Source organism: Paenibacillus bovis, assembly GCF_001421015.2.
Lineage (GTDB): Bacteria > Bacillota > Bacilli > Paenibacillales > Paenibacillaceae > Saccharibacillus > Saccharibacillus bovis.
The window spans coordinates 3,668,573-3,682,144 of the sequence record NZ_CP013023.1 but is presented as its reverse complement, the minus strand read 5'-3'; the positions used below and the strand labels follow the sequence as shown (position 1 = coordinate 3,682,144).

The 13,572-nt window shown below is 41.9% G+C and carries 17 protein-coding genes; all 17 read left to right on the top strand.

The annotated features are described in order from the left end of the window. The first annotated feature begins 30 nt into the window (after positions 1 to 30). Positions 31 to 618 (top strand): hypothetical protein, encoded by a 588-nt coding sequence (locus tag AR543_RS15615; protein ID WP_060535379.1) that lies wholly within the window; start codon positions 31 to 33, stop codon positions 616 to 618. Positions 619 to 623: 5 nt separating this feature from the next. Next, the gene (locus AR543_RS15610) at positions 624 to 2,093 is read left to right on the top strand and encodes a phage baseplate assembly protein V (RefSeq protein WP_174703749.1); all 1,470 of its coding nucleotides are present in this window, start codon (positions 624 to 626) and stop codon (positions 2,091 to 2,093) included. Beyond that, on the top strand, positions 2,090 to 2,758 hold the full coding sequence (locus tag AR543_RS15605; RefSeq protein WP_060535378.1) for a hypothetical protein: 669 nt from the start codon (positions 2,090 to 2,092) through the stop codon (positions 2,756 to 2,758). Before AR543_RS15610 ends, AR543_RS15605 begins: the two co-directional genes overlap by 4 nt. Further along, entirely contained in the window at positions 2,740 to 3,279 is a 540-nt protein-coding gene (locus AR543_RS15600) for a hypothetical protein (RefSeq protein WP_060535377.1), read from the top strand. The genes AR543_RS15605 and AR543_RS15600 overlap by 19 nt, the downstream gene beginning before the upstream one ends. A gap of 142 nt (positions 3,280 to 3,421) precedes the next feature. Continuing rightward, a complete protein-coding gene (locus AR543_RS15595) occupies positions 3,422 to 3,805 on the top strand; it encodes a DUF4280 domain-containing protein (RefSeq protein ID WP_082208365.1) in 384 nt (127 codons plus the stop codon). Beyond that, entirely contained in the window at positions 3,802 to 6,759 is a 2,958-nt protein-coding gene (locus AR543_RS15590) for a PCRF domain-containing protein (RefSeq protein WP_227871759.1), read from the top strand. Before AR543_RS15595 ends, AR543_RS15590 begins: the two co-directional genes overlap by 4 nt. A 16-nt stretch (positions 6,760 to 6,775) precedes the next feature. Beyond that, complete coding sequence (locus AR543_RS15580; RefSeq protein WP_060535376.1) at positions 6,776 to 7,750, top strand: hypothetical protein; 975 nt, start codon at positions 6,776 to 6,778, stop codon at positions 7,748 to 7,750. Between the two features lie 29 nt (positions 7,751 to 7,779). Continuing rightward, positions 7,780 to 8,235, top strand: a complete 456-nt coding sequence (locus tag AR543_RS15575; RefSeq protein WP_060535375.1) for a DUF6630 family protein — start codon at positions 7,780 to 7,782, stop codon at positions 8,233 to 8,235. Positions 8,236 to 8,434: 199 nt separating this feature from the next. After that, the gene (locus tag AR543_RS15570; RefSeq protein WP_060535374.1) at positions 8,435 to 8,869 is read left to right on the top strand and encodes a hypothetical protein; all 435 of its coding nucleotides are present in this window, start codon (positions 8,435 to 8,437) and stop codon (positions 8,867 to 8,869) included. A 234-nt stretch (positions 8,870 to 9,103) separates the two neighbouring features. Continuing rightward, positions 9,104 to 9,274, top strand: a complete 171-nt coding sequence (locus tag AR543_RS24340) for a hypothetical protein (RefSeq protein WP_158523982.1) — start codon at positions 9,104 to 9,106, stop codon at positions 9,272 to 9,274. An 18-nt stretch (positions 9,275 to 9,292) separates the two neighbouring features. Beyond that, complete coding sequence (locus AR543_RS24895; protein ID WP_257790504.1) at positions 9,293 to 9,421, top strand: hypothetical protein; 129 nt, start codon at positions 9,293 to 9,295, stop codon at positions 9,419 to 9,421. Then, a complete protein-coding gene (locus AR543_RS15565; RefSeq protein ID WP_060535373.1) occupies positions 9,402 to 9,779 on the top strand; it encodes a hypothetical protein in 378 nt (125 codons plus the stop codon). Before AR543_RS24895 ends, AR543_RS15565 begins: the two co-directional genes overlap by 20 nt. A gap of 39 nt (positions 9,780 to 9,818) precedes the next feature. Further along, complete coding sequence (locus tag AR543_RS24335; protein ID WP_158523981.1) at positions 9,819 to 10,031, top strand: hypothetical protein; 213 nt, start codon at positions 9,819 to 9,821, stop codon at positions 10,029 to 10,031. Continuing rightward, the gene (locus AR543_RS15560) at positions 9,998 to 10,564 is read left to right on the top strand and encodes an AHH domain-containing protein (protein WP_060535372.1); all 567 of its coding nucleotides are present in this window, start codon (positions 9,998 to 10,000) and stop codon (positions 10,562 to 10,564) included. The genes AR543_RS24335 and AR543_RS15560 overlap by 34 nt, the downstream gene beginning before the upstream one ends. Then, positions 10,561 to 11,070 (top strand): hypothetical protein, encoded by a 510-nt coding sequence (locus AR543_RS15555; RefSeq protein WP_060535371.1) that lies wholly within the window; start codon positions 10,561 to 10,563, stop codon positions 11,068 to 11,070. The genes AR543_RS15560 and AR543_RS15555 overlap by 4 nt, the downstream gene beginning before the upstream one ends. A gap of 694 nt (positions 11,071 to 11,764) precedes the next feature. Continuing rightward, a complete protein-coding gene (locus AR543_RS15550) occupies positions 11,765 to 12,238 on the top strand; it encodes an Imm30 family immunity protein (protein ID WP_060535370.1) in 474 nt (157 codons plus the stop codon). 179 nt (positions 12,239 to 12,417) lie between these two features. Beyond that, positions 12,418 to 13,551 (top strand): PP2C family protein-serine/threonine phosphatase, encoded by a 1,134-nt coding sequence (locus tag AR543_RS15545; RefSeq protein WP_060535369.1) that lies wholly within the window; start codon positions 12,418 to 12,420, stop codon positions 13,549 to 13,551. Positions 13,552 to 13,572: the final 21 nt, after the last annotated feature.

Genomic DNA, 13,572 nt, shown 5'->3' with positions numbered 1-13,572 from the left:
AATCAGTAATTCGAACAAAGGGGGAACACCATGAAATACGATGATGAGAAAATTATGGAACTGCTGAACCAGGTCGAGCTGGCCCAGAAGAACAATGATATCCTTGCAGGGACGGTAGAAGCGGAAGGACAGGAGTACACTTTTGAGCAGAGGTCCTTTTTTGGTGATCAGCTGCATATACATATTCCTTCCAACTTTAAGCCGATGTCCAGGGACATGCAGCGGGTCAAATATCCGTATGAGGATCGTCCGGCAGTTATTCTCACCAATGCCAGAGGCGAAGTGGATATTACCCTCCAGCATGTAGACCAGCCACTGCAAGACAGCTGGGTGCAGGAGCTTACAGCCGGCATGAAGCAAATGATCAAAAACATGCAGCCGACCAACGTATTCTATGATGAGAAGATCATCAGCGTTCATGGCAAAACGATCGGCTATTTTGATTTCAAAAGTCCGGCACTGGATCAGCCTGCTTATCGGCTACAATTTTTCCTGGAGTTAAATGGGGAGACGATTATTGGCGGATTCACCTGTCCATACAAGAGTTACCAACAGTGGCGCGATCTTGTGCTGCAGATGATACATACTATTCAGAGCGGTTCCTTGAAAGGAGAATAATACGAATGACTTTTGCATCTACCCGTACGCAATCTATGTCGGATATCTTAGCCGGCCGTCCTCTGCTGCCGACGATCTTCACCAAGGCAGATATCCGTATCGAACCGTATCAATTCGAACGTGTACTCAAACTGGGAATCGTCAAAAAACTTAATGAACATGTGACCTTCACGCTTCAGGGAATTGTGCCGGAAGAGCTGATGGACCAGTATGTAGAACGTGCGGATGAAGACGAGCGCATCCGTGTATTTATCAGCAATCCGTATGAGGAAGTTCTGTTATTTCAGGGTGTAGTTACTGATATTTCGGTAAAAGCGATTAATGATGTGCGTGAACTTCATATCGAAGCGCAGAGCATGACTTTTCTGATGGATATCAAGAAAAAGCAGCGCTCTTTTCAAAAGATCGAGGAGACATACCGTGATCTGTTCAATCATCTGGCGAGCAGTTATCCCAAAGCAGAAATCCGTGATGAGGCTTCCCATGGTAAATATCTGGAAGAACTGTTTGTCCAGTACAACGAGACCGATTGGACATTTGCTAAACGTCTGGCTTCCAGACTGAATGAACCGCTGATCCCGACATCTACACAGGCAGGATTGAAGTTGATGGTAGGTGTACCCGAAGGCAACACCCCGATTATGCTGAACGAACATAACTATACCGTCAAAAAGGATCTGATGGAGCACAAGCTCAAAGCGAATAATGGCATACCTGATGATCGGGAAGAGTCCAGTATCAGCTACGAAGTGAGCAGTTATGAACTGTTGGAGCTGGGCAGCCTGGTTCGCTTTCAGGATAAAACACTATATATTGCCTCAGCCGAGATTGTAACCGAAGGTGAGCTTCTGGTAGGTCGCTATATTTTGCGTGATCGTGCAAGCTTCCGACTGCGTACAATCTGGGCACATGAGCTGTCCGGTGCTTCACTGTTCGGTAAAGTAACCGAAATCATGAAAGACCAGGTAAAAATCAAACTGGATATTGATCAGGGATCGGACGAGAGTGGTGCCAAGTGGTTCGCCTACTCCACTGTGTATTCCTCTCCGGATGGCAGCGGCTGGTACGCGATGCCCGAAGTGGGCGACCAGATTCGTCTGTATTTCCCGGATGAGCGCGAAAAGAATGCCTTTGTAGCAAGTTCAGTCGATCTAAAATCATCTGATCCAGTCAAACGCAGCGATCCGGCGATCAAAAGCATCAGTACCAAATACGGCAAACAGGTTGTCTTTAAACCTGGCGCAGTAGAGATTATCGCCAATGGACAGCTACTAATCCGCCTAACGGACGAAGGTGGTATCGAGATCAACAGCAATAAAAAGATCATCATGACTGCAGAAGAAGATATCCAGATTACCGGCAAAACCAAGATTACGATTGAAGGTCAGGAAGGTGTAGACTTCATCCAGGCCGGAGCTACCGTCAATATCAAGGACGATGTGAAATTGAGCGGGGGTAAGGTGAATATCGAATGAGGCTGCCGGATCGTGACAGCGCATTGGATGAATTTCTGCAGCAGTATGTGCTGGAAGGCTGGCTCGGCGATCTGCCCATCATTGAGAAAAATTACGAAGAGCACAAGGAGCATATTGAGCAGGGTCTGATCGACGCGCTGCGCGAAGCATGCCGACGTGCCGGGGAACTACAGTCTGCCGGACAAAAAGGTCCTATTCGCTATATGTATATTTCACTGCTGCGTACCGCCATTATGAATAACCAGCCCACTTACCGAATCGATTGTTATGATGAACGCTGGTTTCTGGATCACGTCGAATGTACTGTACACTGGGATGCTACTTTTACGTTCCAACCATTATTTGACCGGATGAAGCAACTGGATGAGCTTCGTCGTCCGTATGGCCGCCGGATTACAGTAATGGATATCGAGAAAATACAGCAGATCGAAGCGGTGAAGTATCATACGCTGACTGTGGAATTTATCAAATCGATGATGCCGGTCTGGGTAGAACATCCCGATTGGACTAGACTGACCAAAGCAGCTGGCTGTGCTATTCTGGCCGGGGAGTTCCGGGATGAGAGCGAGCTGCTTTGTCAGCTGGAGGATTCTACAGAAGCTCCTGATCATCAAGTATCAGCAGAGCAAAAGGAGGCGGCAGAGCAATGGACTATTTTCTCCTGAAGCAGGATATGCGTTATACCGATATTCCGCGGCTCGAGCCGATTACCCAGCAGATTCCGGTATGGAAGCTCCCGCATCTGCAGCCCGATGATATTAAGGAGCCGCTCGGATTATATATGCGTTCTGGCGAAGATACGGAATTTCTCGATTATATGGAAGAAGCGGTACCGCTGTTGTCTGACAGAATGATGAAGCTGTGGGCGTTATATGATCCGGCGATGACTTTTCGAATAACCGTGCTAATGGATCAGGAACGAATGCTTCAGGTTCCTTATTACATTCCTTTCCCCACTGCAGCGGATGTGCTGCATCCGGATAGTGAGTGGAATCAGGATCATAGTATGCTCAAGCAAATTGTACTGGATGCGGACAAGCTGCAGCAGCGCCGGATATTCCGGATTGCCGGCAGCTCCCGTCCCGAAATCGTGGTTCGATTGGATATGGCAGAAAGTATACTTCGCCGCGATATGACGGGGATACGCCTGGAACGTCTCGCTGTTCATGCTGTCCAGTACCGGTAACCGCACCCAAAGATGATAATTCCATACCTAATTGTACACAGAAAGCAGGAACAGACTACACATCAAATACAGACATACCTTCGGTTCATTGAACCCAATCGACTAATCTGAAACAGGATTTGCAGTAAAGGAGGGAATTTACGTGGCAGATGAATACTATGTTGTCCGTGGTGCTTCCATGCGTTGCAGTTATGGATCCCATCCGCGCAAGATTAACCTGCCGGCCAGCCACGGCTCTTTTGTTAAAACTCAGCCGATGATGAATGAAGATGATTATAAACCCGAGAATGTAGCCAGCTTTGGCGTATGCAGCAGCTCACTTAATCCAAGCTCCGAAACGATATACCTGGTAGCTGAAGGCGGCGGTCAGGTGCAGGGCAAGCCATGTCTGCCGCAATTGTGCCAGCCATGGATGATGACCAAGGAAAAGACACGGGTCGAGGGCAAGCCTGCATTGACCACATCTTCCTGCCATTTATGCATGTACAAGGGAAGCATCAAATTCGAAACGAGTGGACAGGAATGATGAGAGGAACCGAGATGATAGAGACGATTATGGATGCACTGGGAATAGGCAGTCCGGAAGTCATTGGCTACGACCAGCTCAAAGTAAAATGTCCGTATCCGCTTCAGCATATTCACGGGCTTGAGATTGAGTGGAAGCCGGGAGAACACGCCAAGCTGCAGCTGACCGGCTGGATGGATGAAGATATCCAGATGCAAATGCCGCTTGCCGCTTCGGTACAGGATGAAATCGAGGTTACATATGGTTCCTTTGGAGCCGAACAGCCGCTGTTCCGCGGTCTGGTCAATAAAGTAGAAGCGATTCGCCAAAATAACAGACATGAGATTATTATCGAAGGCATCAGTGCTTCCTCACTATGGGATATCCAGAAACGTAAGCGTACGTTCCCGGAACAGACCCAGACCTATGAAGAATTAATAAGTAAAATCAATACGGATTATCCGGGCAGCTCGATTGCTTTTCATAAAGGAAGCGATCAGGAAGTAGGCGAAGCGATTCTGCAATATGAAGAGACGGACTGGGCGTTAACCAAGCGTCTGGCCAGCCGGTTACAGACTGTTGTGGTCTGTGATATGCTAGAATCTGTAAAGCCGAGGCTGCATTTTGGATTGCCGGAAGGTAAAACCGTGACTGTACCCGATGATGTCCCTTATACGGCGCGTAAAGACCTCAAAGCCTATCAGCAGGCAGGCGGTTCGGAAGCCGGCCTGCATGATACGGATTTCTTTCGCTATGAGCTGCAGTATATTGAGCCATTTGCAATTGGAGACCGGGTAACCTTTCGGGACAAAAAGCTGGTGGTACGCGAAGTCCATGCCATTATGGAAAAAGGCCAGCTGCTGTTCAACTATGTGCTCTCCCGTGAGCCGGGTGTCCGCAGCCTGCTGATCACCAATCCCAAAGCGATCGGTGTATCGCTGGAAGGGACGGTACTCGCTGTACGCGGTGAAGAAGTAAAGCTCAAACTCGATGTAGATAAAGAAGACGGCAAAGCCGATCCACACTGGTATCCATTTGCACCGCCAACCGGCAGCCCGATGTATAGTATGCCTCAGGTTGGTACCAAAGCCAGTCTGTATCATCCGGATGGTACCGGAACAAGAGCGCAAATCATCGGCTCGGTGCGTACCAATGGAGCGAGTGCGCCCAAGACAAGTGACCCGAATATCCGATATTACGGTAGTGAGCATGGTAGCGAACTGAAGATGGCTCCGGATCATGTGCATATTTACGGCAATCCGGCTGGCACGATGGCGATCAGTCTGGAAGACGGCGTAGGCGTCACAATCCGTAGTGCCAAAAAGCTGACCATCACGGGTAAAGAAGATATTGTACTATTCAGCAAAAAGAAAGTGATTATCCAGGCCGGTGAGCAGATCATGGCCTACAAAACCGGCGGCACATCAGGGATTTCGGTAGAAGGGGAATATCATCTGCTCGGTGAAAAGGTGTGGGCAGATGGTAGCGACCGGACAGCCTATGCAGCCTATCAGGATGAACCGCAAAAAGGTACACCGCCACCACCACCCGATCCGCCGAAACCGTTCGATTGGGGTAAGCTCGGTCGCAACGTGCTGGGTGGACTGGCCATTGTGGTTGGTGTGGCTGCGCTGGCTGCATTTACCGTAGCGACGCTGGGAGCAGGACCGGTAATTGTAGGAGCGGTAGCTGTCGGAGCTATGGCTGCAGGTGGGATTGCAGTAGGTGTTCAGGCCGCTTCCGATATCGCTCGTGGGGAAGTGAGCGACTTCGTGGAATATGCGACGACTGCTTTGCGGGAGTCGTTGATTGGAGCCGTCACCGGAGCGATATTTGGCCCACTCGGGGTTGGAGGATCTATTGCTGGCAAAATGGCACTGGGCGGTGCCGAAAATGCTGTATCCGATATTGCCAGTCAGATGATGCAAGGGAAAAAGTTCTCCGAAATTGACTGGAAGTCGGTCGGAATGAGTGCAGGACTCGGTGTAGCGACTGTGGGCGTTGTTAATTCCAAAGCAGGCAAGGCGCTCGGAGGAGCCATAGCAGATGGCGTAGGCAAAGCAACACCGCAGTTTGTCAAAAATGGAGTCAAGGCTTCTGGCAAAGCGTTCCAGAACTCGCTCAGTAAGCTGAATGATACCGGTAGTAAGCTGGGTACTAAAATCGAGAATCTTAGTACTTACGCGAATCATAAAAATTATAAAGTTGAAATTGAACGAGTTCCTCAATTGCAAATGGCTGGTGGACCGAACGTAGGGTTCCCAAGTTATTCTATGTCGATTTCAAAAGAAGGGAATACTCCTTTATTTAATTTTAACTCCAAATCAGGAAAACTTGGGCCTAAAGCCAGTCAAGCGGAAATTAAAGCAAGAATCGACGAACTCAGCGAACAAATGTCTAAACTGGATAAAAACGCAAATGAAGAAGCTTATAAAAAATTAAATCGAGAAAAAAGTAAATTAACCAATCGATTGGATACTCCTGATGATATTAGTCAGCATTTTGACCTTGCCGATGCCAAAGCATATGAGCGAAAAATTGATAATTCTAAGTATTATCATCATGATAAAGGTGATTTTGGTGAGGAAGTGGCTAAGATCATTGCTGAAAAAAATCAGCTGGGAGATGATATATCAGATTTATTCCAGGCTGGAAGAAATGGGATTGATGGGACATTCTTGTCAAAAGGACCACCCCCTAAATTAACAATGATTGAGGCAAAAACATCCGAATATGCTAATTTTGGCTATTCTAGCCAACAAAAGCTAGGAGGAAAGAATTATTTTGAAGATATGCTTAAGAGCAAAGAGACAAGATACGCTGATTTTAAAGAGAAATATGATGATTTAAAAGATGAGAATCCAGGATTGATATTTGATTATATAAGAGTGGAAGTAGATATTAGTAAAACTAAAGTTGGGTTTGGAATAGATGAATTAAAAGTAAAAGATTGGAATAAAGGAATTGAACAATAAAGTGAGGAGTATGCATATGATAAATGAAAAAAAGCTAAGTCTAGCATATAAAAAATACAAAAAAAACTTTAGTGAAGGAATTACACCGGAATATGAACAAAAAAGATATATTCGAAGAGAAAATAAAGTTAAAAGTATTATTGAAACAAATGACACAGAAAAAGATCATATTTTGCTAAATAGCCTAGATAGTATTTTTGATTATAATATGTCTTTGTGGAAAGCTAATATTTTGATACAAGAAAAATATAACACTAATTCTTTTAAAAATATGCAAATGACAATATTTTATGAATGTATAGCTCAAGAAATCTATGAAACTCGTTATCCTGATATGCATGTACAGTATAATTTTAAAGAGGTCATTACAGCATTAATCCATTTTGTGATGTTTGGTTGGGAAAAAGAAGAAAAAATATTATTAACTTTTATCAAAAAAAACTTAGGTAAACATTTACTGGATGTTAATAGTCATTATAAGCATAGTTGGTATTTATTAAATTTATATCTACAATATCGAAATGAAAATATAATGGGGTGCAATAAAGATATTCATCAAGTAATAAAAGAAAAGCTTTTAAAAGCAGGCCAAGAGGTAGAGCTTATTCCAACTAATCTTGATATTTATGATGAAGTGCTTGCAAATTGGAATACAAATAATCTTGAAGAAATTTCAGTTTTGATTTCGAAATTATCTGACTATCACACGACATTGGCATCTGAATTAGGAAATTCTATCGAATTCGGCGATTATGTATATGCCTTTTATCCGTATGAAATTCTTTTCTTGCTTCATGTCAGAAAAAAACTAAACCTTTCTGTCCCCAACTCTTTTGAAGATTTTCTGATGAATACGCCTGAAGCCAAAATGCCATTTGAAGATCCTGAGCCGTATCCTGAGTGGGACCCTATGCTGCGCATGATTGATGAATTCTATCGAAAAAACTATCCAGAGTATATTCCTAATCAGTACGGCCCCCTTTTTGAATAAAAAACCTGATACGAAAGGAAATAATCAGTATGTCGCTGCAGGTTATTTTACCTTTCATCTTCGACCACTACGAAGATGTGAAAGCTATTATCGAGGAAGATCCAAACGATCTGTATCAGTATATACTGGACTATGGATTAGCTACCAAAAAAATATTATATCTGGATTATCGCGGAGAAGAAGGTCGGGAAATTGTAAATTATATTCTGGACTACGAATTTGAACGAGGGATCGAGCTAGCTTCGGAAGACGTTATGGAAGAGCTGGACGAAATGATGGACTATGCGTTTGTTCAGGACAAAGTGAAAGTCGTTAACCAGAGAATTGCTCCTGCGGGTTATGGGTTGTTTTTTTATCCAACAACTGGCGATTTCTATGCATTATTTCTTAGCAAATTGGAATACAAAGAACAACTGCTGCAAGTGGAAACACTGGATGATGAGAATATGCCTGAACAGGAACGTTATATCAAATATTATCTTTAATATACGTTTTAACTAGGAATATATAAAATGCAGTGAGCAAGATTATGCACATAGTATAGAAAGCAGGCCAACTAAATTTGTTATTTTGGTCTGCTTCTTCTTGTTTGTTTTTCTGATTAGGCAAATAGGTCTGTAAATGGTATGGCACATGTTCTTCATTTAAGTTGCTGATCTATTAGGTAAGAAAGGAGCGAATGTATTGAATGCCAGAGATTTTACTCAAGAGCAAGGAAATTTTGGTGAAGAACTGATTGGCATTATTGCACAAAAGAATAATCTAGGCGAAGATGTCTCCCACTTGTTCCAAACTGTGAAAGGTGGAATAGATGCCGCTTTCTTGGCTACCGATCCAGCTCCACGACTTACGATTGTTGAGTCAAAGACTTCTTGCTGGGGAACATATCCATATTCCCATTTAAAAAAGCAAGGTGGAAGTATTTATTTCAGGCATCTGCTGGAAAGTTTGGATTACCGACATCGAGATATCCAGCTTCATTTCCAAAAGCTGATTGGCACGTATCCTGAACTTACCTTACATTTCATTCGAGTTGAAACACTGATTGAATTAACTGAAGATCGCTTTGTAGTAGAAGATTTAAAGGTGAAAAGTTGGAAAGATTCAATAAGCAACTAATGGATAGTTTATTGTTGGCATGAAATTATACTGACATCAAGAAAGATTAAAATCATATGAGCGAGAATTATGCTCATATACATAGCTAGCACGCTTTGGCTGTTTATCCTACAATCACTCCGAAAAACAGCTTAGATGCTAAGATTTGCCTTCTCAAAAGTAGACGATTACCAGCAAAGAAGATATCGTCCTTTCAGTAAAAAGAAAGTAATCATCCAAGCTGGCGAGCGGATCATGGCCTACAAAACAGGAGACACATCAGGTATTGCTATAGAAGGGGAATGTCATCTGCTTGGTGAAAAGGTGTGGGCAGATGGTAGCGACCGTACAGCTTATTCCGCTTATCAGGATGAACCGCAAAAAGGTACACTGCCGCCTCCTGATCCGCCAAAGTCGTTTGACTAGGGTAAGCTCAGTCGTAATGTGCTGGGTGGACTGGCTATTGTAGTTGGTGTGGCTGCGCTGGCAGCATTTACGGCAGCGACGCTGGAAGCAGGAGCAGTAATTGTAGGTGCGGTAGCCGTTGTAGCCTATGGCTGCAGGCGAAATTGAAGGGGGTGTTCAGATCGCTTTCGATATTGCTCAAGGGGAAGTGAACGACTTCGGGGAATATGCGACGACTGCTTTGCGGGAGTCGTTGATTGGAGCCGTCACCGGAGCTATCTTCGGCCCACTCGGGGTTGGAGGATCTATTGCTGGCAAAATGGCACTGGGCGGTGCCGAAAATGCTGTATCCGATATTGCCAGTCAGATGATGCAAGGGAAAAAGTTCTCCGAAATTGACTGGAAGTCTGTCGGCATGAGTGCAGGACTCGGTGTAGCGACTGTAGGCGTTGTTAATTCCAAAGCAGGCAAGGCGCTAGGAAATGCAATTGTTACTGGAGCTAAAAAGACCCCCTACCTTTATTAAAAATGGAGCTAAGCTTCTGTAGAAGCTTTCCAAAATTCATTGAAAAAACTCAGTGAAACAGGAAGTAAACTGAGCCAGAAGATGAAAAGCGGATTAGACAATATGATGAGTCCTCAGATGATGACTGCTGAGGGTTTACCTATAAGATTAAATGAATCTGCTAATGTAAAAAATGTAGAAATACCAAAAACAGAAGTACAAAAAAATATCTTAAAGTTATGGAGAAAGCTGAAGGAACTAGTCTTTCTGTAAAGGAAAAACAGAGGCTAATTCCAGGTACTCCAGGTGAAATCGAAATTAGTGATTCAAAAAAATTAGGTAAAAATTTATTGGAAACTATGGGATTAAAGAGATCAGATAGTTGGAGTGGTTATCAAGCACAGCATATTATTCCAGGTGAATTATACAACCATCCTATAATAGAAAAAATTGGAATGGAGATCAATCATGCTTCTAACGGAATATTTTTACCAATTCCTTCTTCGAAAATAAGTCCGATGAGTAGACACACTGGATACCACAGTATCTACAATAGAGTAGTAAAGAAACAACTTGATAAAATGGATATTAATGCTAGTGTTGAAGTGCTTGAAAATCAAGTTTATGAATTACAACAGAAATTGAAAAAAGCAGTTGAGCAAGGGCTTCCTTTGTACAAATCTAAGGTTCCTAATCAAAGACAATTAAAACGTTTGTTGAAGAAACCAGTAGAAGATAGGATGGAAATATGGGACAGAGGCGGAGGAGCCACAGAAGAATTATGGGAAAGGTGGATAAATAAATGAAATATGGAGACAATACCATTTTAGTACAAGAGGTTATTGATTTTATAAGTAATAATCTCTTATTTGGTAATGAGGATAAAAGCAATTTAAATAGTTTGATAATTAAGGATTTTGAAAAAGCGAAAAATCTGGCTTGGTCTCAAAATTCAGAATCAGTAGATATACTCTGGCAAGATATTAAATCAAATGAAAGTTCTAAGATATTAAGTATCATATCTCGCAACGAAGATCTGAAGATGATGGAAGACGAACTATACGATATATTTTTGAACGAAGAAAATTATAATGAAGAATTTTTTCCTATGGAATTCTGGGATATTAATGAAGAAGTACAGTCAGATCTGTATAAATGTGCCTTGAATCGTTTGGTAAATGGACAGAAAGAAAGCTTTTATGAATATGTCTTTGAAATTTATCAAGCGGGTGGCTGGGCATGTGGCTGGGAAGGACAGTATCCTGAAGGTAAACCTATAATTTTTATTCCTAATGAAGGATTTGAAAGATGATTAATATGTAAAAAGGATAATTATTGAAATAGAATTTGTTTTCTACTAATGAGAAATTAAATTAAAAGATACTAATAAATTCATAAAAATATGTGCTCTTTATAATCTATAAAACGAGTAACGTGTGAAACATTGTTAATTTACTACAAAATAATTAGAATTAATTATTTTGTAGATATAAATTTAAAAAATAGAGTATGTTTAAGTATAGTTAAACATACTCTATTTTATTTAATAATTAGCTTATAATTATTAAATAAATAAACTTTGAAAATGAAAAAGCCAGCTGTACATAAAATTTATATCTTAGATGAATATGTTAATTTCCTTAAAAAATGGTGGGATTAAAAAATGTAGATAAAAAACATCTTGAAAAAGACCTGTTAGCTAATGAGGGAAATCTAAATACTTATAATATTTAAATGATACTAGTTCTGTAGCGATAATATGAGAACCTAACATATGTCGTCTAATCAATATCTACAATGAAAACTGGATAGGGATTCTAAAAGACAAACATTAAAGAAAATCTATCAACTATGAAACAACTTAAAATAGAAAGAAGATTAATGAAAATGAATATATTTTCTGAAGGATTATATAAATCGAAAAAATAATTTATATCATTCTACATGTAAGTAGAATGATATAATAATCACTACGGATTTTAATTGTCTATGTGGAGGTATTTATTTTGCAAAACGATATTCATATAAACCGTTTGTATGAAATAAGACTATTAAAAACTCAAGAAGAATGTGAAGAGTTTGATGAATTATTAGAAATATTAGATAATGAACAAAATATTAAATTGAAAAATCTATTTAAAGTTTTTGATGAAAATACAAATGAAGAAGAAGTGATGTTTGGATTAGTTCACTTTGTAGAATCTTTTGAAGCGGAAGAATATTTAAAGTCTTTGCTAAAATTTTTATCTAATATGCCTGTACATTCAGTTTATTGGATAGAAATACTGGTAAAACGTATTCTTAATAGTTCAGAATATAAAGCTAAACTGATTGATATGATTGGGAATCAAGATAAGAAAGTTAAACTTCAACTTGCAGATATACTTTACTCAATAGAACAAGATAATCCTGATCGTTTTAGTATGCCCGTCCGTGAATTTTCAACAAAATTAGATGAGGAAATTGCAGAAAGAGGATGAAGTTATCTATCCAGAATATATATTTAATGCCTAATATAAAACACTATTTACAAAATCCACACAACAAAAAAGGCTGCAGCAGAATATCACATTCTGCTGCAGCCTTTTTTATACTTTATATTACATCACAGCCACTTTATGACGATTAATAAATATACTGATTTTAAGGGAGCGGTCTTATGAGCGGCATACTGATTGTAGACGATTCCCGGTTGAATATTGCTTATCTAACAAATGTACTTCAGACAGCAGGATATGAGGACATCCAGACGGCTTATTCCGCACAGGAAGCCTACACGGTTCTTGGGATTCATAACGGTCAACCGCCGCGCAAGCCAGCTTCGGTAGATCTGGTTCTGCTGGATATTGTTATGCCGGAGATTGACGGAATAGAAGCTTGCACGCTGATCAAAAGCCTGACCGTATATCAGGATCTACCGGTTATATTCCTCACCGCGGATCGTGTCCATTTTCGGGAAGCCTTCAGTGCAGGCGGAATGGACTTTATCGAAAAAGGCGGACCGGATTATGAGCTGCTGACCCGCGTACAATCTGCACTAAAGCTCAAAAAGGAAATGGATGCCCGCAAAGCCTGGGAGGAAAAAGTACAAACCGATCTGCAGCTGGCCAAGCATCTGCAGCGAAGTGTATTGACTCCCCCACTAAAAGAGCCGGGTATCTGCATCCATAGCTGGTATATGCAGTCATCCGAAGTTTCCGGTGATATGTTTTACTGGAAAATGTTCAATCCCGGCCAATACGGCGTTCTGCTGATCGATGTTTCGGGACATGGCATCCCGGCTGCCCTGATCAGCATGTCGATTCGCTCCCTGCTGGATGGCATCGTCGGCTTGTACCGCAAACCGCGCGAAGTATGTGCAGAGCTCAACCGACAGATGCGGCATTTGTTTGGCAAAAGCAGGCGTACCGCCTACTTCACAGCGATCTATTTATATATAGACCGGAACAAGCAAGAAATTGAATATTTCAATGCCGGTCATCCACCAGGTCTGCTGCTGATGCAGCACAAGCCGCCGGTTAAACTGAGCGGAACTACGGTACCGGTGGGGATCAAGCAGGACATGAAGCTGGATACGGTTACCATTCCCTATGATACACCTGCACGCATCGTACTATATACAGACGGATTGGTAGAGCGGCCCGGACTGTCGATCCATACCGGGATTGAAAAGCTGGAGCAGTATGCGCAGAGTCTTCATTATCTGGACAATGAAGCCTTTGTTAGCAAGCTGGAACGTCTGAACCGTCAGCGTGATGATGATATTTGTATTCTATCGATAGAACTGGAGTAATACAGGAATGGAGGAGAAGCA